This window comes from Nonomuraea sp. N2-4H, from assembly GCF_045291505.1.
GTDB classification, from domain to species: Bacteria; Actinomycetota; Actinomycetes; order Streptosporangiales; family Streptosporangiaceae; genus Nonomuraea; species Nonomuraea fastidiosa.
This window is the reverse complement of sequence record NZ_CP147987.1, coordinates 2,064,738-2,085,971: the sequence shown is the minus strand read 5'-3', so window position 1 is coordinate 2,085,971 and position 21,234 is coordinate 2,064,738. Positions and strand designations below refer to the sequence as shown.

The window sequence follows — 21,234 nt, the reverse complement described above, 5'->3', positions numbered from 1 at the left end:
GGTGGCAGCAACCCCCACGAACGGTCCACCTCGAACCTGTCGTCGGCGGCACCTTCCCCCGTCCCCCGGCGGAGCCACCAGACCACCGCGCCGACAACAGCGGCGGCCAGCACTGTGACTGCGATGAACACGTTGTTGCCCGCTTTCCCCTCGTACTTGGCAAGCGGTAGCAGCGTAGTGTGATCAATCCCCACAAACACTGGAATTTCCGCAAATAGCGATCAGCGGGCGCAGCGCGGCATACGACGACCAAGATGAGGTTTCTCCCATTTGGTAATCGACATTATTTGTCGCGAGGTCCGCACGCACCACGCGCCCAACTGTCAGGGACGGTCAGGCCGCACGCACCAGGCGCCTGACCGTCAGGGACGATCAGGCCGCACGCACCAGGCACCTGACCGTCAGGGACCGTCAGGCCGCACGCACCAGGCCCCTGACCGTCAGGAGCGTCAGAGCGACCGGGCCCGCATCCCGTCGCAGACCACGTCCGCCATCCGCACCGCCCCTCCCCTGGCCCGGGCTCCGCGCTCGGCGACCAGGCAGCCGCGCAGCAGGTCGAGGGCGTCCTCGGCGGTGAGGTCGGCGCGCACGGCCCCCACCCGCTGGGCCCGCGCCAGCAATCGGCCGAGCGCCGCGGCGAAGTCCCTGGCCAGCGTGGAGCCGGGCCGTACCGGCATGGCCGTGCCGCTGTCCAGCATGTCGCACAGCGCCTGGTTGCCCGACGCCTGCTCGACCACTGCGGCGAACCAGCCGAAGAACGCCCGACCGGCGTCCTCGGCGGTGGCCAGCGCGCGGGCGTCGGCCACGAACCGTTCGATCCGCCCGAGCAGCACCGCCTCGAACAGCGCCTCTTTGGTGGGAAAGTGCCGGTAGACGGTGCCGACCCCGAACCCGGCACGCCGGGCGATCTCATCGAAGGAGATGGTCAGGCCGTCGCTGGCCAGGGCCTGCTGGGCGATCTGCAGCACCCGCTCCCTGTTACGCCGGGCGTCGGCCCGCAGCGGCCTGGCGGCGCCGTGATCGTCGCCCATGATCTCCACCTGCCTTCGGCCTGCCGGCAGGCGGAAAGCGGGCCCGCGGCGACAAACGGAGAATGCTCTCCGATTCTATCCCGTGAGATTCCCCGACATACACCCCCAAAATCCCACCGCAACCCCTGAAACACCCCAGCAGCCGACCGCCGCCGATCCCGCAATATCCCGCTAAAACCCAACACCAGGTGGATGGGGCGACGATTCCACGGCAGTACGGCGTTCAGGGGGTTCCGCGGCGGCGGCAGCGTCCGTGGATCACGCAGTGATGGCGGCGTTCAGAGATTCCGCCGCGATGGCGTTCCGGGGATGAAAGTGATGGCTTTCCGGGGATGCGCGGCGGTGGTGGTGATTGTTCCGGGGGCGTCGCGCCGGAGCCGCCAGGGACCTTCGCGGCGCCGTACGCGAAACTCCGAAATCCTCCCGAGCGTCGCAGCAGTCAGCGCCACGACAACGACCCGCCGGCACAGCGGCGACCGGCGGCCGAGGGCGAACGGTCGCCGAAAGCCCGGCACCCGCCCCGGAGCGTCGGGACGGGTGCCGGGCCGGCGAGACCGGGGTCACGTGGACGTTCCCCAGCCGGACCGCGCGCCGACCCGCTTGAGCCGGATCCGCTCCTCCCGCGGAGCCGGCTCGATCTCGATCACCCGCGCCCCCTCCGGCACCTGCCGCAGGTCGTGCGTGATGAGCAGCGTGGTACGCCCGGCCATGAGCCGCCGCAGCGGCCGCATGACGTGGGCGGCGGTGGCGACGTCCAGTCCGGTGACGGGCTCGTCGAGCACCAGCACCGGCGTGTCGCGCAGGATGGCCCTGGCGATCGCGATGCGCTGCCGCTGCCCGCCGGACAGCAGCCGGCCGCGCTGACCGACCGGCGAGTCGTACCCCTGGGGCAGCAGCTTGATGAAGTCGTGCGCCCCGGCCACCTCGGCCGCCCTGACCACCTCGTCGAACGAGGCGCCGGGACGCCCGTAGGCGATGTTGTCGCGTACGGTGCCGGAGAACAGCAGCGTCTCCTGGTGCAGGACGGTGATGTTGTCGCGCAGCGACTGCCGTGTGATGCCCTGGACGTCGGTGTCGTCCAGCAGGATGCGCCCGGAGTCCGGGTCGTAGAAGCGCAGCAGCAGCTTGGCGATCGTGGACTTGCCCGCCCCGCTGGGCCCGGTGATCACGACGACCTCGCCGGGCTCTGCGGTGAACGACAGGTCGCGCAGCACCTGACGGCTCCGTCCCGGATAGGTGAAGCTCACCCGGTCGAAGACGATCCGGCCGCTGCAGCGGCCCATCGCGACGGCGTCCGGGGCGTCGCGTACGGCGGGCTTGGTGTGCAGGATCTCGATCACGCGATCCGATCCCGCCGCCGCCTCCGACACCGTCAGGGCCAGCTCGCCCAGGCTCTGCACGGCCGGGTAGAGCAGGGCCAGGTACGCCGCGAACGACAGCAGCCCGCCGATCGTCAGCCGCCCGGCCGCGATCTCCCACGCGCCGAACCCGAGGATGGCGATCAGGCAGATCGTCTCGATGACCTGCACCGCCGGGTTGTACAGACCCGACAGCCAGGCCTGCGACATGTTGGCCCGCAGCCAGGTGCGCCCCTCGCTGTGCAGCCTGCGGGACTCCTCGTCCTGCCGGTTGTACGACTGCACGAGCGGCTGGTTGGCCAGCCCTTCCTCCAGGACGCTGTTCATCGCCCCGTTGCTGGCCCGCTCGCGCGCCGCCGCCGTCCTGAACTTCGAGGCGAACACCTTCGAGGTGATCACGAACAGCGGGATCAACGCCATCGTCAGCAGTGCCAGGTCCCAGCGGATGAAGAACGCCGCCCCGGCGAAGAAGACGATGCCGGCCACGGTGGTGACGGCCTTGACCAGTCCTGAGCCGACCAGTTCCTCGATGGCCTCCACGTCGTCCGTCATGCGCGCCATCAGGTCGCCCAGCCGCCGCTTCTCGGAGAAGTCGGGGGCGAGCGTCTGTACGTGCGCGTACACGCGGTCGCGCAGGGCCAGCAGGAACCGCTCCGCGCCCAGCGCGGTGAGGTAGGCCCCCGCGAAGGACAGCGCGCCGGCACCGACGGCGAGCCCGAGCCAGATGGCCGCGGGAGACCAGAAAGCGTCAAGGTTCCGGGTCGTCAGCACCTCGTCGGTGATGTGCCCGAACAGGCGGATCGCGGCGACCTCACAGAGCGCGGCGAGGATGGCGAAAACCACCCCGGCCGCGAAATGGCGCCGCAACCCGCGGGTGTCCGGCCAGAACTCGCGGAACGTGCGGCGAATGGTGATCGCCGGCGCGAGTTCACGGCCGGAGGCGCTCAAAGGGGCCGGCGGCCTGGCCGCCGGCCCTCATCGGAGGTGTCTAGCACCCCCACCACCTACGACGGGCGCACCAGCCCCAGCCCCACCGGCGCCAGCGGCGGCGCCTGCGGCATCCCCATCCTTGCTTGAAGCCGACCGCGGACAGTTGCGTGTTCGCCATGATTCCTCCCCCGTTGGCTGAACACTGACAAATCGGACGCTAGCACCCGAAATGCGATAAATCAGCAGATAATCGTTGATTTCAGGAAGGCTTGACCGGTAAAAGCCGAGCGGAAAGGCGTTTCCGGCGAAGAAGTAAAGGCGCCCGCCCACCAGTAAAAACGTAAAACCAGCGTCATATGACGCCAAAAGGCGCCCCAGAAGCCACGCTTCCGGAGCGCCCTCAGACCGTCCGCCAACGGCCGTCAAGCGGCCTCACGCCGCAGGGCCGACCTCACGTGACGACGCGACCGCACCGGCCCGCGGCGGGTACCGAGCCGGCCACACGCGACCGACACGGGCCACACCGGCCCGCAGCGGGTTACCGAGCCGACATCAGCGCGCCGACCACACCGGCCACGCCGGGCCACAACGCCCGGCCGGGGGTCAGTTCAGCGACGAGTACGCCACCACACCCCGCCGCATCGCGTCCATCGCCTTCACCGACGTCTGCCGGATCTTGCTGCCCTCCGGCGCCGCGTTCCCCAGCTGGCCCAGCAGGTCCATCAGCTGCTTGATCCACCGCACGAAGTCACCGGCCGCCAGCTCGTTGCCGCCCACGCCGTCCATCAGCACCGCGTCGAGGCTGTGCCCCTTCGTCCACCGGTACGCCGCCCACGCGAACCCCAGATCCGGCTCCCTGATCGTGGACAGCCCGTGGTCCGACTCGATGCCCTCAAGCTCGCCCCACAGCCGGATCATCGCCGACAGCGCGTCCTGCGCCTTACCCGCCGGGATCTTCGGCCGCCGCGTGTCGTCGGACGCCCGCGACTCGAACACCAGCGCCGACACGCACGCCGCCAGCTCCGCCGGGTCGAGATCCTCCCACAGCCCGTTGCGCAGGCACTCGGCGGTCAGCAGGTCGAGCTCGGTGTAGAGGCGGCCGAGCCGCCGCCCCTCGTCGGTGACCGTCTCGCCGCGCAGGTAGCCGAGCTGCTGCAGCACCGAGCAGATCCGGTCGAACGTCCGCGAGATCACGTGGGAACGCCCCTCGACCCGCCGCCGCAGCCCCTCGGTCTCGCGCAGCAGCTTGTAGTAGCGCTCGGCCCAGCGGGCGTGGTCCTCGCGCTCGTCGCAGCCGTGGCACGGATGCTGCCTGATCTGCCGCCGCAGGTCGTTGACCTCGGGGTCCTCCACCGTGTGGTCGCGCACCCGCGGCGGCTTGCCGAGGTCCCGGTCGCCGATCTTCGCCATCAGCGTCGAGACCAGGTTCGCCCGCTCCTTCGGCGAGCGGGAGTTGAAGTTCTTCGGGATGCGCACCTTCTCCAGCGGCTCCACCGGCACCGGGAAGTCGGACGGATCCAGCTTCTTCACCTGCTTGCCGATGGTCAGCACCAGCGGGCTCGGCCCGTGACCGCGCGGATTGCGGCTCACGTCCAGCACGATCGCAAGGCCCGCGCGCCGGCCGCCCGGCACCCGGATCACGTCGCCCGGCTGCAGCGCCTCCAGCGACCGCGCCGCCGCCGCCCGCCGCGCCGCACCGCGCTGCCGCGACAGCTCCGCCTCGCGGTCGGACAGCCGCCGCCGCAGCGCCGCGTACTCGGCGAAGTCACCCAGGTGGCAGGTCATCGCCTCCTGGTAGCCCTCCAGCGCCTCCTCGTGCTTGCGCAGCTGCTTGGCCAGCCCCACGACCGCACGGTCCGCCTGGAACTGCGCGAACGACTCCTCCAGCAGCGCCCTGGCCCGCTCGCGGCCGAACTGCCCGACCAGGTTGACCGCCATGTTGTACGACGGCTGGAAGCTCGACCGCAGCGGATACGTACGGGTGCCCGCAAGGCCCGCCACCGACAGCGGATCCATGCCCGGCTGCCACAGCACCACCGCGTGGCCCTCGACGTCGATGCCGCGCCGCCCCGCCCGGCCGGTGAGCTGGGTGTACTCCCCCGGCGTCAGGTCGGCGTGCGTCTCGCCGTTCCACTTGTCCAGCTTCTCGATCACCACGGTGCGCGCCGGCATGTTGATGCCCAGCGCCAGCGTCTCCGTGGCGAACACCGCCTTGACCAGGCCGCGGGTGAACAGCTCCTCCACGACCTCCTTGAACGCCGGCAGCATGCCCGCGTGATGCGCCGCAAGGCCCCGCTCCAGGCCCTCGCGCCACTCCAGGTAGCCCAGCACCGCCAGATCCTCATCGGGCAGGTGCGCCGTGCGCTCGTCGACGATCTGCCGGATCTCGTGCCGCTCGCGGTCGCTCGTCAGCCGGATGCCGGCGTACAGGCACTGCTGCACCGCCGCGTCGCAGCCCGCGCGGGAGAAGATGAACGTGATCGCCGGCATCAGCCCCTCGGCGTCGAGCTTCTCGATGACCTGCACCCGGTCCGGCGGGCGCGAGCGCGGCACCCGGCCGTAGCCGCGCCGGCCACGACCCGCCATCAGCCGCTCCGCATCCCGCGTCACCCGCATCAGCGTCGGGTTGATCCGCGGCGTCAGATCGTCGGTGATGAACATGTCGTAGATGCGCTTGCCGACCATCATGTGCTGCCACAACGGCACGGGACGGTGCTCGTCCACGATCACCGTGGTGTCGCCGCGCACCGCGCCCAGCCACTCGCCGAACTCCTCGGCGTTGCTCACCGTCGCCGACAGCGCCACCAGCCGCACCGACTCCGGCAGGTGGATGATCACCTCTTCCCAGACCGCGCCGCGGAACCGGTCGGCGAGGTAGTGGACCTCGTCCATCACCACGAACCCGAGCCCGGACAGCGTCGCCGAGCCCGCGTAGAGCATGTTGCGCAGCACCTCGGTCGTCATGACGACGATCGGCGCCTCGCCGTTGATGCTGTTGTCGCCGGTCAGCAGCCCGACCTTGCCCGTGCCGTAGCGCTTGACCAGGTCGTTGTACTTCTGGTTGGACAGCGCCTTGATGGGGGTGGTGTAGAAGCACTTCAGGCCCTGCTCCAAGGCGAGGTGGACGGCGAACTCGCCGACCACCGTCTTGCCCGACCCCGTGGGCGCCGCCACCAGCACGCCGTCGCCGGCCTCCAGGGCGCGGCAGGCGTCGATCTGGAAGTCGTCCAGCGGGAAGTCGTAGAGACCTCGGAACGATCTCAGCGCGGCCCCGTCGTCCCCGAACTTCTGACGGAAGGCCGCATAGCGTTCCGCTGGCGTTGTCATAATCGCCAGCCTACCGAAACCGCCATTCCGGTCCGTCCAGGCAGCCGCCCGCGCCGGGCCTTCCGACCCGGCGCCTTCACAAAGTAGATCTCATACGATGACGCGCAACGCGCCCGGCAGCACCTCGCAGTGCAGCGGGGCCGGCCCGATGCGTTCGCCGTCGGCGTAGGCGATCACCTCGGGTGCCTCCACCCGGACGCTGCGCACCCGCCGCACCGACACCGCCGGGTGCGTGACGTGGGTGCCCCGGTAGACGCTCGGGAAGACCCGCACGAACTCCCCCGTGGACAGCGCGCCCACCATCACGACGTCCAGCAGCCCGTCGTCGGGCCTGGCGTCCGGGCAGACCCGCATCCCCGCGCCGTAGGAGGTGGTGTTGGCCACCGCGACCAGCATCGCCTCCCGCTCGACCGGCTCGCCGTCGTCGAAGGTGACGCGGTACGGGATCGGCCGGAACGCGCGCAGCTCCCGCGCGGTCGCCACCAGGTAGCGGGCCATGCCGGGCGGCCAGGTGAGGGTGTTGGCCCGCTCGTTGACGCGGGAGTCGAACCCGCAGCACGCCACCCCGGCGAACAGCTCCTCGGCACCGCCCGCCGCGATGCGGGCGGCGTCCACCGGCCGGGTCTTCATCCGCAGCACGGCCCTGGCCGCCGCGAGCGGATCCTTGCGCGGCACGCCGAGCGCGGCGGCGATGTCGTTGCCGGTGCCCGCCGGGATGATGCCGAGCGGCACGTCGGTGCCGGCGACCGCCTGCACCGCCAGGTGGACCAGCCCGTCGCCGCCGAAGGCGACGAGCGCGTCGGGACGTTCGGAGACGGCCGTGCAGGCGCGGGCGAGCGCGTCGGCGGCGTCGTCACCGACGATCACCGACAGCTCGGCCCCTCCGGCGCGCAGCCGGCGCGCCACGGGCTCGAGCAGGCGCAGCGTACGCCCGCCGCGGGCGGCGGGGTTGACGAGCAGGGCGATATGGGGGGACACGCCCGGAACCTATCGTTTCCGGGGCGGCACGGGAATGCCTCAGCGCTTGTCGGTGCCCGGCGGCTCCTCATCGGTCAACCCGGAGGGCTCGACCGGCGTGCTCTCCTCGGGCAGCGGCGAGGCCTCGTCGTCGGACAGGTGGGAGAAGTCCCCCTCGGCCGGCGCGCGCCTCTCGCGCAGGAAGATGACGCCCTCGGCGATGAAGTACAGCACGATCATCGGCATGGCGAGCGCCATCATCGTCAGCGGATCGCCGCCGGGCGTGATGACCGCGCCGAAGACGAACATGATGAAGACGACCGTGCGCCGGTGCTTCTTGACCGTGGCGTGCGACAGGACGCCGATGATGTTGAGGAACACCAGCAGCAGTGGCAGCTCGAACGACACACCGAAGATCACCAGCATGATGAGCACGTAGTTGAGGTACTCATCGATCTGGATGGTCGCGACGGTGTCGCTCGGCGCGAAGCCCAGCAGGATCGCCAGGCTGGTGTCCATGATGATGTAGGCGAGCGCGGCGCCGATGAGGAACAGCGGGACCGCGATCGACATGAACGTGATCGAATACCGCTTCTCGTTGCGGTAGAGGGCGGGCGTGACGAACGCCCAGATCTGGTAGAGCCAGACGGGTGAGGACACCACCAGGCCGACCAGCGCCGACACCTTCAGCGTCAGGAAGAACGACTGGAAGATGCCGCCGTAGGTGAGCGTGCACTGGCCGACGCGCAGCTGCTGCGCCTGCGGCGTGTCACAGAACGGCGCCTTGATGTACGCCCACACCGGATCGAAGAAGAAGAAGCCGATGATGATGCCCACGACCACGGCGGCCAGCGCGATGAGCAGGCGGTTGCGCAGCTCCCGCAGGTGCTCCATGAGGGGCATGCGACCTTCGGGGTCGCGTTCTCGCCTCGAATTGCTCGATCGTTTGAGCAGCGCCATCTAGCAGTCCAGATCAGGAAGAGGAGGAAGGGCGGAGATCAGGCGTGCTTGTTGTCGGTCTGGGCGGCACTGGCGCGCAGCTTGGCGGCCTGCTCCTCCAGCTGGCGGGCCTGCTCCTCCAGCGACAGCCCGGGCGTGGGGGCCGGCGGGGTGGAGGCCGGCAGCGGCTGCGGCTGGACGGGCTGGGGCTGAGGCTGGGCCTGCTGCGCGGGCGCCTGCTGGACGGTGTGCTGGACGTCGTCGTCGTCATCGCGCAGCTTCGCGGTCTCGGCCTTGAAGATGCGCAGGGAACGGCCGACGCCGCGGGCCATGTCGGGCAGCTTCTTCGCACCGAACAGCAGCACCAGCGCCAGCAGAATGATGAGGAGTTCGGGCACTCCGAGGTTCGGCATGAGAACGCCCTTTCTAGCGACACTTGCCTCTTTCAGCCACGATCGTACGCTGCCGGGGGCGTGGTCTCACCCCCCCTGGCCGGTCAATCTGGCCCGCCGGGGCTCAAGCTGGGCCTGCGCCTCGGCCACTTCCCTTCTCAGAGTACGTGCCGCCACCACGACGCGAGCACCGGCCACCACCAGCACGATCAGCCCGGCGACGCCGATCCCCACGGACACGAACAGCAAGGTCATGACCGGTGAGCGTACAGGGCCAGGGCGCGTTCGGCCTCGCGGCGCACGGCCTCGGCCATCTCAGGAGGCGAGACGACCTTGCCGGTGTCGCCGAGCCGCAGCGCCAGCTTGAGAATCCAGTCCTCGTCGCGGGCCCGCAGCGCCACCCGCAGCCGCCCCTCGCCCAGCTCGGTGACCCGCTCGCACGGGTAGTACTCGGCCACCCACCGCCCCGCGGCGCTCAGCTCCAGCTCCACCAGCTCGTCGGTGGGCGACGGACGGAACACCCCGTCGGTCACGTCGCGCGGCTCGGCCTCGGCCGGCGGGTCGGCGGGCACGTCCAGCACCTCCACGCCGAGCACCCGGTCCAGCCGGAACAGCCGCATCGCCTCGGCCCGGTAGCACCAGCCCTCCAGGTAGGCGCGGCCGTCCACGACCAGCACCCGCATCGGGTCGACCTCGCGCGGCGTCACCTCGTCGCGGCCCGGCACGTAGTAGCGCAGCGACAGGCGGCGGCCCTTGGTGAGCCCCTCGCGCACCCGCGGCAGCGCGTCGGGGGCGGCGTCGACGTCCACGGCGACCTGGCTGCTGACGGTGGCCGCGCCCTCGCCGGCGGCCCGCTCCAGCTTGGCCATCACCCGCGGCAGCGCGTCGGGCACCCCGCCTTCGGGCAGCGCCAGCTCGGGGGTGGCGGCCAGCGTGCGCAGCGCCACCAGCAGCGCGCTCGCCTCGTCGATGCCGAGCCGCAGCGGCCTGGCGATGGTGTCGGCGTTGTCGATGAGGATCTCGCCGCCGTCCCACGACACGTCGATGAGGTCGCCGGGGGTGTGGCCGGGCAGCCCGCACATCCACACGAGCTGCAGGTCGTCGATGAGCTGCTTCTCGCTCAGCCCGAACACCGCCGCGACCTCGCCGACCGTGGCCCCCGGATGGGACATCAGGTACGGCACCAGCGCAAGCAGCCGCGGCAGCCGATCGGCGGACCCGCTCACTTCCGTTCCCCCTCGCCTAGACGCCCGTTCACCTCGCGACGACCCCCGTGACCCGCCGTGCTCACGCCAGCGCCCCCTTCAGGCGGCGGATGACGGCCTCGCGGGCGTCCGGCGGCTCCACCACCTCGACGTCGGCGCCCAGGCTGGCCATCCATCCCGCCAGCCGCTCGGCGTCGGAGAACGACAGCTCCGCCTCGTCCCAGCCGTCGCGGCCCTCGCGTACGGACCTGGCCAGGCGGCGCAGCCCCTCGCACGCGCCCTGCCTGACCCGCACCACGGCCGTCCGCTCCTCGCTCGGCTCGTCGGGGAAGCCCACCATGGCCCGCAGATCGACATCGTGCGGCACCTCGACCGCGCCCGGCTTGCCGACCGCGGTCACCGCGCCGCTGATCCGGCTGAGCCGGAAGGCGCGCGGCGCGTTGCGGTCGCGGTCGAAGCCCGCGAGATACCAGCGGCCGCGCCTGCTGACCACGCCCCACGGCTCGACGGTGCGGCTGCGCACGGTCTCGCTGCCCGACGCCCGGTAGTCGAAGCGGACCACCCGCCGGTCGCGCACCGCGTTCCACAGCGCGGGGAAGGCCGGGTCGCGGGTGTCGACGCGCAGCTCCAGCGCGCTGCCGCCCATCGAGCCGCCGACCGGCTGATCGGTGGCCACGCCGCCCGCGCGCAGCTTCAGCAGCGCGCCCGAGGCCGCCTCGGCCAGGCTGGCGCGCTGCCACACCTGCGCCGCCAGGCCCAGCACCGCCGCCTCGTCGGGTTCCAGCGTGATCTCGGGCAGCTCGTACGCCTCCCGCTCGATGCGGTAGCCCGGCTCGTCCTCCCACGGGTCGCGCACCACGTCGATGGGGATGCCGATCTCGCGCAGCTCGTTCTTGTCGCGCTCGAACATGCGCTGGAACGCCTCGTCGCTCTCGCGGTCGTAGCCGGGGACGGCCTGGCGGATCTGCTCGGCCGACAGCGGGCGCCGGGTGGCGAGCAGGCAGATCACGAGGTTGAGCAACCGTTCCGTCTTCCGGCGCGACATCTGCCTCACTCCTCCTTCATCGACGCTACCCTGCCCCCGTGATCAGATGGCGCAAGGGCGAGGTCGTACGGATCCGACGCGAGTGGCCGGGAGCGGTGGAGCTGGACGTCACCGTGCCCGAGGGTGAGTGCAAGGCGCTGGCGTACCCGCCGTTGGTGGGCCGCCCGCAACCCGGCGACGAGGTGCTGCTCAACACGACCGCGCTCGCGATGGGTCTCGGTACGGGAGGTTACGCCATGGTGGTGGCCGTCCCTAACCGTTTGCCGGAAGATCCCTCCGGCCCCGGGCACCTGGTGAAGGCCCGGTACACGCCGCTGCAGGCCACGGTGCTGGGCGCCGACGAGCAGGACTCCCCGCATCACGACAGGCTGCGCGAGGCGGACTCCATCGACGGCATGCCGGTGATCGTGGCCGACCTGCACTCGGCCCTGGCGCCGATCCTGTGCGGCCTGTACGAGGCCAGGCAGGGCGTGCGGGTGGCGTACGTGATGCAGGACGGCGGCGCGCTGCCGTCGTGGTTCTCGATGTCGGCGGCCCGGCTGCGCGAGACCGGCTGGCTGGCCGGGGTGGTGACGGTGGGTCAGGCGTTCGGCGGCGACGTCGAGGCGGTCACCGTGCACACCGGGCTGCTCGCGGCGAAGTATGTGCTGGAGGCCGACCTGGCGATCGTCGCGCAGGGGCCCGGCAACCTGGGCACGGGCACCCGGTGGGGCTTTTCCGGGGTGTCGGCCGGCGAGGCGGTGAACGCGGCGGGCGTGCTGCTCGGGCGGCCCGTGGCGGCACTGCGGGTCAGCGAGGGCGACAAGCGCGAGCGCCACTACGGCGTCTCCCACCACTCGCTGACCGCCTACGGCCGGGTGGCGCTGACGCCCGCCGACGTGCCGGTGCCCGAGCTGCCCGGCGAGTTCGGCGAGCGGGTCAGGGATCAGGCGGAGCTGCTGGCCGTACGGCACCGCCTGGTGCCCGTCCCCGTGGACGGCCTGCACGAGGCGCTGCGCGAGTCGCCGGTGCGGCTGTCGACGATGGGCCGGGGGCTGGAGGAGGACCTGGCCTACTTCCTCGCCTCGGCGGCGGCGGGCAGGCACGCGGCCTCGCTGCTGGGCTCCGGGTAGGGGTCCTTGAACGTGAACGCCTCGGGGCCGGGCCCTTCGGTCCTGAGGCGTTCCAGCCGTTCCATGGCCTCGGCCAGGGACGGGATCGTGCCCTCGGGCACCCACCACATCACCATGTACGGCTCCGCCATGCGCAGGAACCACTCCCTGCGCCGGCGCAGCACGCCCAGATGAGGGCTGCGGTAGACGTAGTCCCACAGCGACTCCATCGACTCCCACACCGAGAAGTTGACCAGCAGCAGGTCGCCGTAGTCGTGCTTGACGGTGGCCGTGGGGTCGGTCTCGCTCTCCTTCAGCCGCCACACGAAGCCGGGGGCCTCGTCGGCGATGGCGTTGATCGGTTCGAGCAGGGCGACGAACTCGGCGATCTCGGGGCTGTCGACGGGTGCGCGCAGATGGGCGATGTTGAGCTGGGCGAGATGCATGGGCTCAGCTCACCATCGGGGGCACTTCTATGTCAATATGGATTTGTTTTAGAAGCCCGGGGCCGGTCACTCAGCGCCGGCCCCGTCCTGCCGTACCGGGGAATCGGGTTGCTCGAACCGCTTGACCTGCTTGAACGCGACACAGCACTCGCCGGGGCGCGGATCCAGCTCCGCTCTGGCCGGATCGTCGCCCAGCCCTTCCAGCAGGCCCTGGCACAGCGCCAGATTCATCGAGCACACCAGCAGCGGCTGCTCCCGAGCCGGCACGTGGAACGGGCAGTTGCGCAGCCGCAGCCGCCCGCCCTCCTCGTACGGCTCGTAGCCGCGCTCGCGCAGCACCCGCTCCACCGGCTCGCCCCGCCGCTTCCCGGCCAGCCGCGCGCCCGCCGCCCGCGCCGCCGCCTCCGCCCGCTCCTCCGCGCCCAGCCCGTCGACCACCTCGGCCAGGACGGAGGCGAGCGTCAGGTAGTCGCGCGGCGGCAGGCTCACAGAACGCTCGCTGCTCGCCCTGCGATAGACCTTGGCGGGACGGCCGCTGCCCGGGCCCTTCTTCTCCGGCCGGCGGAACCCGCTCTCCAGCAGGCCTGCCTCCACCAGCTTGTCGAGGTGGTGACCGGCCAGCGTCCTGGACACGCCCGCCGCCTCCGCCGCCTCGCCGCGGCCCACCTCACCGCCGTGCGAGGCGACGACGTCGTACAGGCTGCGGCGGACGGGGTCGTGCAACAGGGCCAGCGCCTCGAGGTCGCCGCCGCTCAGGGGCTCGCTACTCACACGCGGAGTCTAAAGCCGCCGCTCCACCCGCTTCAGCACGCAGACGCGGCTGGGCTCGCGGGTGCCCGAACCGTACTTCTTCCAGCATCCGCCCTTCTTCAGCACGCGGATGTCGATGTAGCGGGGCGCGCCGTAACGGCGGTGCACGGCCTTGGCGTTGCGCAGCAGGCGCGCGGCCGCCTTGTTCGCCTTGGCGCGGGACGAGGCGAAGGCGGTCACCCAGGTCACGCCGGGGTCGCCGCCGAAGTGGCAGTGTCTGACGCCCTTGCAGAACGGCGGGTTCGCGGTGGCGCTCGCGGCCGGTGCCAAACCCAGCAGAACGGCTAAGGCCGCAACCATCACGACAAGTGAACGGATCATGGGAAATATCCTGCCTTAGTAGGCCCCGATGACGTCCACGACGAAGACCAGCGTGTCGGACCCTTTGATCCCGTACTCGGGGCGGCCGGCCGGGCCGTACCCGTACGCGGGCGGCACCACCATCGCGACCCTGCTGCCCACCGGCACGCCCGCCAGCCCCTTCTCCCATCCGCTGATCACGCCGCCGTCGCCCAGCTTGAACGCCTTCGGCCCGCCGGACGTCCACGTCGCGTCGAACACCCTGCGGGTGCTCCAGACGGCGCCCGCGTACTGGGTCACCACGAGCATCCCCGGCCGCACCGGCGGGCCTTCTCCCCTGCGCAGCACCGTGGAGGCGAACGCGCGCGGCGGCGCGCCGCGCGGCACGCTCAGCGAGGGCCTGGGGCCGCCGCCGATCCGCACGCCCGCCAGCTCGCCGGGACCCGCCGCCACCGCGTCGTCCCGGTGATGTGCGCCGAGGACGTCCACGACGTAGAACAGCTCCTCCCCCGCCTTCAGGCCGCGCGGCGGGGCCGCGCCGAACCCCTCCTCAGGCGGGATCGCCACGGTCACCCTGCTGCCCACCCTGCGGCCCCGCAGCGCCCGCTCCAGCCCCGGCAGCAGCTCGCCCACCGGGAACGCGGCCGGGGTGCCCCGGGTGAAGCTGGAGTCGGCAAGGCGGTTGGCCGCGCCGTCCCAGACGTGCGCGGTGTACTGCACGATCGCCAGATCGCCGGTCTTCAGCGGCTCGCCCCTGCCGGCGACCGGCTCGCCCACCCGCAGCTCTGCGGCCGGCCTGGCGGCGGGGAAGACGATCGTCGGACGCGCCCCGAACGGCCCGCCCACCTGCGGCTCACGCTCGGCGTCGTCACCCGTGCACCCGGCGGCCGCCGGCAGCGCCAGAACGGCCGCCACCAGCATCCGCACAGGCGCGCTCACGAACCGGATCCGCAAGGCCCGGAGAGCCGGCACCGGCCCTCGCGGCGTCCACGGTGTCCACAGCGTCCACAGCGTCCCTGGTGTCCGTGGTGTCCCTGGTGTCCTTGGTGTCCATGGGGTCCGTGGTGTCCACGGCGTCCCTGGTGTGCACGGTGTATGGGTGGCGGCACGGCGGCGCATCGGCCCTCCCACGCGAAACGGCCCGGCGGCGCCATGCCACCGGGCCTCGCGATGTTACCGGGCCGCCCGCGGGCGAACCGGCGGAACGCCGATCTGGCGTCCCAGGGGCCGCCTGGCGGGCCCTCAGACCTGATGGGCCCGTTCAGCGACTCAGTAAGCGCCGAGGACGTCCACGACGAACACCAGCGTGCTGTTGGCCGGGATGCCCTGCTGCTCCTGACTGCCGTAGCCCATCTCCGGCGGGATGCTCATCACGACCCGGCTGCCGACCGGAACCCCGGCCAGACCCTTCTGCCAGCCCTGGATCACCTGAGCGAGCGGGAACTCGGCCGGCTCGCCACGCTCCCAGCTGGAGTCGAACTGCTTGTCCGTCCCCCAGATCTTGCCCGTGTAGTGCACGGTGAGCGTCTGGTTCGCGGTCACCTTCTCGCCGGTGCCCTTGATCAGCGTCTTGACCACGAGGTCCTTGGGAGCCTTCTCCTTGGTTTTCGTGGTCAGCGTCGGCGCCTTGTCACCGCCCGGGTTCTCGACCTTCACACCCTTGATCGACTCGCTGGTCTCCTCGCCGGTGGCGGCCTTCAGCGGCGCGGGCCGCGTACCGACCACGTCGAACACGAACACCTTCGTCGGCTCGGTCTGCGCGGCCTGCTGCTGGCCCTGCACCGAGTCGTTGGCCAGCACGGCCAGCAGCCGCCCGCCGCTCTTGACCTTGGTGAAGCCCTCCTGCAGCACCTTCGGCAGCTGCTCGGTCACCGGGATCGTCTCCGGCGCCTTCGTGTCGTACGACGACCCCTGGACCGCGTTGTCCTTGCCGTCCCAGTTGTAGACGGTCAGGTTCACGATCACGCGGTCGCCCGCCTTGACGCCCTCGCCGTTCCCTGGCTCGATCACCTCGTACGACGAGGTGGTCGCGGGCGAACCGGACGGGAACGTCACGTTGGGCTTGGCCCCGACGTTCCCCTCGACCTTGAGCCCGGACGATCCGCCAGTGGAGGCGGTCGTGCCGGAACCGTCGTCGGAGCCGCAGGCGGCGGCAAACAAGATCAATGGCACGGCGGCCAGTACGGCCAGAGCGCGGCGCATGAATTTCCCTCGGAAGAGACGTCAGATTCGCGTCACACTACCCGACTTCGCAGTAGGGCCGTGGTAAACGGCACCCCACATCCCGCCCTGGCCCGGCGCCCGCGCACGACCGGCGCGGCCCCGGCCCCCTCACACAGGGACACGGGCCGCGCCGGCGCCCTGCGCTCACATGCCGGCGATCAGCTTGTCGACCCGCTCGTCCACGCTCCTGAACGGGTCCTTGCACAGCACGGTCCGCTGCGCCTGATCGTTCAGCTTGAGATGCACCCAGTCGACGGTGAAGTCACGCCGCTTCTCCTGCGCCTTGCGGATGAACTCGCCCCGCAGCCGGGCCCGCGTGGTCTGCGGCGGCACCGACTTGGCCTCGAAGATCTTCAGGTCGGACGCCACCCGCTCCACCGAGCCGCGCTTCTGCAGCAGGTAGTACAGGCCGCGCTTGCGGTGGACGTCGTGGTAGGCCAGGTCGAGCTGGGCCACCCGCGGCGACGACAGCGGCAGGTCGTACTTGCGGCGATACCGCTCGATCAGCTGGTACTTCGTCACCCAGTCGATCTCGCGCGCCACCAGATCGAGGTTGCCGGTGTCGACCGCGGTCAGCGTGCGCTCCCACAGCTCAAGCACCCGATGGGTGATGGCGTCGCCGCCGCGCCGGTCGACGAAGTCCTTCGCCTTCGACAGGTACTCCTGCTGGATCTCCAGGCTCGACGCCTCGCGCCCGTTCGCCAGCCGCACCCTGCGCCGGCCCGTCATGTCGTGGGAGACCTCGCGGATGGCCCTGATCGGGTTCTCCAGCGACAGGTCGCGCATCACCGTACCCGACTCGATCATGCGCAGCACCAGGTCGGTGGCGCCCACCTTGAGCAGCATCGTGGTCTCGCTCATGTTCGAGTCGCCCACGATGACGTGCAGGCGGCGGAACCGCTCGGCGTCCGCGTGCGGCTCGTCACGCGTGTTGATGATCGGCCGCGAACGGGTCGTGGCGCTGGAGACGCCCTCCCATATGTGCTCGGCCCGCTGGGACACGCAGTAGACCGCGCCGCGCGGCGTCTGCAGCACCTTGCCCGCGCCGCACACGATCTGCCGCGTCACCAGGAACGGAATCAGCACATCCGCCAGCCGGCCGAACTCGCCATGCCTGCCCACCAGATAGTTCTCGTGGCAGCCGTAGGAGTTGCCGGCCGAGTCGGTGTTGTTCTTGAACAAGTAGATGTCACCGGCGATGCCCTCTTCGCGCAACCGCTTTTCGGCATCCACGAGCAGGCCCTCGAGGATGCGCTCCCCGGCCTTGTCGTGGGTGACGAGCTCGATGACGTTGTCACACTCGGGTGTTGCGTACTCAGGATGGCTGCCCACGTCGAGGTACAGACGTGCGCCGTTGCGGAGAAAGACGTTGCTCGATCGGCCCCAGGACACGACCCGCCGGAACAGGTACCGCGCGACCTCGTCGGGGACAGCCTGCGCTGGCCCCTGAACGTGCAGGTCACGCCGTACTCGTTCTCCAGCCCGAAGATGCGACGATCCATCACCTCACACTATGCCCACGGATCGGCGAGCGGGAGAGATCTTTCCCATGTGTTTTCCGGTTCGGGCCCCGAACGACTCCCCGACCGGGCCCGCAAGCCTGTCCAGGCCGGGCCTGGAGGTCTCCCGACCGGATGTCAAAACTGTCGCTGAACGCCTCCCTGACGGCGCTTCGAGGCTGTTCCCGCCGGTGCGCTGCGGGCGTTGCGACCGGACCCCGAGACTGTTCCTCGCCGGACCCTGCCCGCAGGCATTTCCCGCCGGACGTCGATGCCTTCCCCTGCCGGGCCTGCGGAGCGCCTGGGTTCGTACCCCCGCGCCCGCCCCCACGGGGCGCGGGTTCCGCCACGACGCAGGTCAGGGAGTGAAGATCTCCTGAACCTTGACGATCTTGCCTTTGTAGACGGTGATGAGCGAGGGGATCGGCGTCCTGCGGTGCCGTTTGATCAGCGTGGACCTGGAGCACCGCTTGCTGCCCAGGCTGCTGTTGCGGGTGGTGGTCAGCTCGCCCATCGAGGATTTGCAGCCGAAGGCCGACAGGTAGATCACGTCCTTGGCGATGGGCGAGGCGTAGGCCATCACGTTGCCCTCGGGCGGGCCCACGAAGTAGCCCTCGGTGTGCTTGGCGGGCTTCCACTTGACGGGTTCGTACTCGGCGACGTTGCCGCGGATGTGGGTGATCCGGCCGCGCAGGATGCCGTTGCGGCGGGAGTGGATGCCCTTGGTGAAGTCGTGCTTCGGGTCGGACTGGAAGGTGGTGCCGAAAATCTTCGGCGCCTTGAACTTCGGAATCTTCGGGGCCGCTTCAGCGGGCGCGCCCGAGGCCAGCATCACGGCCGTGGCGGCTCCTAACGCCACCAGGCCACGTAGTGGAGTTCTCACGGCTTTTAAGATCCCGGGGCGGCCTGGCAAGTTCGGACGTATCAGAGTGAAACAGGTCACACTCCCCGCCCTTCCCCACGGACAGGCCCCGCCCCTTGCCAACCTCCATTTCGCCCTGCGCAGCAAGCCCTTCCGCCCTCCCCTACCGGCGCGGAGCCCCCGAACGGAACCGCTCCCCCACCGCCCGGCTCACCCGTGACGGGGTCCGTCCCTCGCGGCGCGGGCCTCTCCGAACAGTCCCCTCCCCGCCCATCGCTCAGCCCCCACACACGAAACCCCCGAGGCGATAGCTCGGCCCGCGCCACGCAGCCCTCCTGACTACCCGGCCGCGCCAGGCAACCCCGCCGACTACCCGGCCGCGTCCGCCGACTACCCGGCCGCTCCACGCAACCCCGCTGACTACCTGGCCGTCCCACGCAACCCCGCCCTACCTGGCCGTCCCACGCAACCCCGCCGACTACCTGGCCGCTCCACGCAACGCCGGCCACGCAACCCCGGCCAGCCACTCGGCCAACGCCACGCAACCCCGGCCAGCCACTCAGTCCGCGCCACGTGGAACCCCTCACCGATCGGCCCCGCGCCAGGCAGAACCCTCCCCCACCGATCGGGACTGCCCCGGCTTGATCCCCCGGCGGCCGGCGCCTGTCCGCGTAACGGGACCTGTCCGCGCCCCTGAGCCCCCTCCCGCCCCACGGCGGGGTGATCAGCGCCACGAGGACACGACGCCTCCCAGAGGCCCGTAGCGGGCCGCTCACGGCCGGCACAAGCCCGAGCGACCCGCACGCCCGAACGGCCCACAGCTACCCGACGGCCGGGACAGCCCGCACAGCCGAACGGCCCGCACAGCCGAACGGCCCGCACAAGCCCGAACCATCCGCACAAGCCCGGACGATCCGCACACTCGAACGGCCCGCAGGTACCCCGACGGCCTAGACGACCCGCACCCGCCCCCTAGACGCCCGCACCCCCGGACGACCCGCACGTGGTTGAACGACACCCCTACGTGGCCGGACGGCCCGCACATGGCCGGACACGCCGGTGGGGCCGCCGAAGGACGGCAGCCCCACCGGAGCGGAACACCTGATCGCTTACAGCGGAGACGACCCGTCGTCCACCGGACCCTCAGGACCCGTGGGCGGCGGCGTGGAGGGCTTGTCACCCGACGACGCAGCACCCTCGCCGCCGGAGCCGGAACCGGAGCCGGAGTCGGACGACTCCGCGGGCGGCGTGGCGGACTGCGCGAGCAGCCGCTCGAGCCGCGCCCCGGTCAGCCGCTGGAACTTGCGGTGCTCGCGGTTACGGTCGAGCACCGCCACCTCGAGCTGGTTCACCGGCGGACGCTCCCCGCCCGGCTCGGTCAGCGCGGCCAGCGCCACCTCCAGCGCCTCGGCCAGCGTCATGTCCTCGCGGTAACGCTCCTTCAGCCGCGAGGCGACCGCCTCCGCCTGCCCGCCCATGGCCGCGAAGCCGTGCTCGTCGAAGACCGAGCCGTCGAAGGTCAGCCGGTAGATGGCGTCGCCGTCCTTGGTGTCGCCCACCTCGGCGACGACCACCTCGACCTCGAGCGACTTGATCGACTCGGTGAAGATGCGGCCCAGGTTGGAGGCGTACAGGTTGGCCAGGCCGCGCCCGGTGACGTCGGACCGGTCGTAGGTGTAGCCGTTGATGTCGGCGTACCGGATGCCGCCGAGCCGCAGCTCTTCGAACTCGTTGTAGCGGCCCACGGCCGCGAACCCGATGCGGTCGTAGATCTCGCTGATCTTGTGCAGCGCCCTGGACGGGTTGGGGGCGACGAACAGGATGCCGTCGACGTATTGGAGCACGACCACGGAACGGCCCCGCGCGATGCCCTTGCGCGCGTAGTCGGCCTTGTCCCGCATGATCTGCTCGGGGGACGCATATCCGAATGGCATGGACACAGTCATGATCCTTTGCTAGCGCAGCGGGGCGATGGGACCGTCGGGCGCGATCAGGCGGGCGTCGAGCATCTGCTGGACATAGCCGCTGACCTCGTCGTCGGACAGGCGGCGGAAACCGTCGGCGTCGATCACGGCCACCACCGGCCAGATCTTCCTCGCAACGTCGGGCCCACCGGTCGCCGAGTCGTCGTCGGCGGCGTCGTAGAGCGCCTGGATCAGCGTCATCACCGTGTCGTCGGCCGTCGCGCCGTCGCGGTAGAGCTTCTTCAGCGACCCGCGCGCGAAGATCGAACCGGAGCCGATCGCGTCGAACCTGTCACGCTCATAAGGCCCGCCCGCCACGTCGTAGCTGAAGATGCGGCCCTCGTCCTTGTCGGGGTCGTAGGCGGCGAACAGCGGCACCACCACCAGGCCCTGCATCGCCATGCCCAGGTTGCCCCTGATCATCGTGGCGAGCCTGTTGGCCTTGCCCTGGACCGACATCGTGCGGCCCTCGAGCTTCTCGTAGTGCTCCAGCTCCACCCGGTAGAGGCGGGCGAACTCAAGACCCGTGCTGGCCGTGCCCGCGATGCCCATGCACGAGTAGTCGTCGGCGCGAAACACCTTCTCCACGTCACGCTGCGAGATGATGTTGCCGGACGTGGCCCGCCGGTCGCCCGCCATGACCACGCCACCGGCGAAGGTGGCGGCCACGATCGTGGTCGCGTGCGGAACCTGGTCGCCGATCGGGGTGGCCAGCATCTCGTCGCGACGTGGCAGCAGCTCCGGCGCGTACGAGCTGACGAACTCCGTGAACGAGGAACTCCCGGTGTTCTGGAAAAGCTGATTCACCAAGCCGACGGGCAGATCCCTGTGCGATGCCACGCGACTCCCTCCAAA

Annotated in this window: 18 protein-coding genes and 1 pseudogene; 1 reads left to right on the top strand and 18 read right to left on the bottom strand. The window is 70.8% G+C overall.

Going from position 1 to position 21,234, the window contains the following annotated elements:
- Positions 1-449: 449 nt before the first annotated feature.
- The 9 genes from WBK31_RS09445 to WBK31_RS09405 form a co-directional block, all read right to left on the bottom strand.
- Positions 450-1,031, bottom strand: coding sequence for a TetR/AcrR family transcriptional regulator (locus WBK31_RS09445; RefSeq protein WP_378790061.1), 582 nt, complete (start codon positions 1,029-1,031; stop codon positions 450-452).
- A 560-nt stretch (positions 1,032-1,591) separates the two neighbouring features.
- Positions 1,592-3,337, bottom strand: coding sequence for an ABC transporter ATP-binding protein (locus WBK31_RS09440; RefSeq protein ID WP_406674646.1), 1,746 nt, complete (start codon positions 3,335-3,337; stop codon positions 1,592-1,594).
- Between the two features lie 585 nt (positions 3,338-3,922).
- Positions 3,923-6,646 carry a DEAD/DEAH box helicase gene (locus tag WBK31_RS09435; protein WP_406674645.1) on the bottom strand — a complete coding sequence of 908 codons (2,724 nt, stop codon included), beginning with the start codon at positions 6,644-6,646 and terminating at the stop codon, positions 3,923-3,925.
- Positions 6,647-6,736: 90 nt separating this feature from the next.
- Positions 6,737-7,624: a YegS/Rv2252/BmrU family lipid kinase gene (locus WBK31_RS09430; protein WP_364065343.1), complete on the bottom strand. Its 888-nt coding sequence runs from the start codon at positions 7,622-7,624 to the stop codon at positions 6,737-6,739.
- Between the two features lie 39 nt (positions 7,625-7,663).
- On the bottom strand, positions 7,664-8,497 hold the full coding sequence (gene tatC, locus WBK31_RS09425; RefSeq protein WP_378790062.1) for a twin-arginine translocase subunit TatC: 834 nt from the start codon (positions 8,495-8,497) through the stop codon (positions 7,664-7,666).
- Between the two features lie 104 nt (positions 8,498-8,601).
- Positions 8,602-8,955 (bottom strand): Sec-independent protein translocase subunit TatA, encoded by a 354-nt coding sequence (gene tatA, locus WBK31_RS09420; protein ID WP_364065348.1) that lies wholly within the window; start codon positions 8,953-8,955, stop codon positions 8,602-8,604.
- Between the two features lie 66 nt (positions 8,956-9,021).
- A complete protein-coding gene (locus WBK31_RS09415) occupies positions 9,022-9,189 on the bottom strand; it encodes a hypothetical protein (RefSeq protein WP_364065350.1) in 168 nt (55 codons plus the stop codon).
- Complete coding sequence (locus WBK31_RS09410) at positions 9,186-10,160, bottom strand: helix-turn-helix transcriptional regulator (protein WP_406674644.1); 975 nt, start codon at positions 10,158-10,160, stop codon at positions 9,186-9,188. The genes WBK31_RS09415 and WBK31_RS09410 overlap by 4 nt, the downstream gene beginning before the upstream one ends.
- 61 nt (positions 10,161-10,221) lie before the next feature.
- Positions 10,222-11,184, bottom strand: a complete 963-nt coding sequence (locus tag WBK31_RS09405) for a WYL domain-containing protein (RefSeq protein ID WP_364065355.1) — start codon at positions 11,182-11,184, stop codon at positions 10,222-10,224.
- Between the two features lie 38 nt (positions 11,185-11,222).
- Here WBK31_RS09405 and WBK31_RS09400 point away from each other — a divergent pair, with 38 nt between their 5' ends.
- On the top strand, positions 11,223-12,296 hold the full coding sequence (locus tag WBK31_RS09400; RefSeq protein WP_364065357.1) for a DUF3866 family protein: 1,074 nt from the start codon (positions 11,223-11,225) through the stop codon (positions 12,294-12,296).
- Here WBK31_RS09400 and WBK31_RS09395 read toward each other — a convergent pair.
- From WBK31_RS09395 to prcB, 9 genes and pseudogenes are all read right to left on the bottom strand, one after another.
- On the bottom strand, positions 12,236-12,721 hold the full coding sequence (locus WBK31_RS09395; RefSeq protein WP_364065359.1) for a DUF3291 domain-containing protein: 486 nt from the start codon (positions 12,719-12,721) through the stop codon (positions 12,236-12,238). The two genes, WBK31_RS09400 and WBK31_RS09395, sit on opposite strands and share 61 nt — an antisense overlap.
- Before the next feature lie 66 nt (positions 12,722-12,787).
- Positions 12,788-13,477, bottom strand: coding sequence for a helix-turn-helix transcriptional regulator (locus WBK31_RS09390; protein WP_406675468.1), 690 nt, complete (start codon positions 13,475-13,477; stop codon positions 12,788-12,790).
- Between the two features lie 24 nt (positions 13,478-13,501).
- Positions 13,502-13,852, bottom strand: a complete 351-nt coding sequence (locus tag WBK31_RS09385; RefSeq protein ID WP_364065363.1) for a hypothetical protein — start codon at positions 13,850-13,852, stop codon at positions 13,502-13,504.
- 15 nt (positions 13,853-13,867) lie between these two features.
- On the bottom strand, positions 13,868-14,770 hold the full coding sequence (locus WBK31_RS09380; protein WP_364065365.1) for an FKBP-type peptidyl-prolyl cis-trans isomerase: 903 nt from the start codon (positions 14,768-14,770) through the stop codon (positions 13,868-13,870).
- A 330-nt stretch (positions 14,771-15,100) separates the two neighbouring features.
- On the bottom strand, positions 15,101-16,033 hold the full coding sequence (locus WBK31_RS09375) for an FKBP-type peptidyl-prolyl cis-trans isomerase (RefSeq protein ID WP_364065368.1): 933 nt from the start codon (positions 16,031-16,033) through the stop codon (positions 15,101-15,103).
- A 165-nt stretch (positions 16,034-16,198) separates the two neighbouring features.
- Positions 16,199-17,556 (bottom strand): annotated as a pseudogene (pafA, locus tag WBK31_RS09370) (Pup--protein ligase).
- 355 nt (positions 17,557-17,911) lie between these two features.
- The gene (locus WBK31_RS09365; protein ID WP_406674643.1) at positions 17,912-18,436 is read right to left on the bottom strand and encodes a hypothetical protein; all 525 of its coding nucleotides are present in this window, start codon (positions 18,434-18,436) and stop codon (positions 17,912-17,914) included.
- 1,088 nt (positions 18,437-19,524) lie between these two features.
- Complete coding sequence (gene prcA / locus WBK31_RS09360; RefSeq protein ID WP_364065941.1) at positions 19,525-20,349, bottom strand: proteasome subunit alpha; 825 nt, start codon at positions 20,347-20,349, stop codon at positions 19,525-19,527.
- Positions 20,350-20,370: 21 nt separating this feature from the next.
- A complete protein-coding gene (prcB, locus tag WBK31_RS09355; protein WP_364065374.1) occupies positions 20,371-21,219 on the bottom strand; it encodes a proteasome subunit beta in 849 nt (282 codons plus the stop codon).
- Positions 21,220-21,234 lie beyond the last annotated feature (15 nt).

Bases quoted from the DNA above. Each gene is read 5' to 3' on its own strand.
- WBK31_RS09445 (WP_378790061.1), bottom strand. From the start codon at position 1,031: ATGGGCGACGATCACGGCGCCGCCAGGCCGCTGCGGGCCGACGCCCGG.
- WBK31_RS09435 (WP_406674645.1), bottom strand. From the start codon at position 6,646: ATGACAACGCCAGCGGAACGCTATGCGGCCTTCCGTCAGAAGTTCGGG.
- tatC (WP_378790062.1), bottom strand. From the start codon at position 8,497: ATGGAGCACCTGCGGGAGCTGCGCAACCGCCTGCTCATCGCGCTGGCC.
- tatA (WP_364065348.1), bottom strand. From the start codon at position 8,955: ATGCCGAACCTCGGAGTGCCCGAACTCCTCATCATTCTGCTGGCGCTG.
- WBK31_RS09415 (WP_364065350.1), bottom strand. From the start codon at position 9,189: ATGACCTTGCTGTTCGTGTCCGTGGGGATCGGCGTCGCCGGGCTGATC.
- WBK31_RS09405 (WP_364065355.1), bottom strand. From the start codon at position 11,184: ATGTCGCGCCGGAAGACGGAACGGTTGCTCAACCTCGTGATCTGCCTG.
- WBK31_RS09395 (WP_364065359.1), bottom strand. From the start codon at position 12,721: ATGCATCTCGCCCAGCTCAACATCGCCCATCTGCGCGCACCCGTCGAC.
- WBK31_RS09385 (WP_364065363.1), bottom strand. From the start codon at position 13,852: ATGATCCGTTCACTTGTCGTGATGGTTGCGGCCTTAGCCGTTCTGCTG.
- WBK31_RS09375 (WP_364065368.1), bottom strand. From the start codon at position 16,033: ATGCGCCGCGCTCTGGCCGTACTGGCCGCCGTGCCATTGATCTTGTTT.
- prcA (WP_364065941.1), bottom strand. From the start codon at position 20,349: ATGCCATTCGGATATGCGTCCCCCGAGCAGATCATGCGGGACAAGGCC.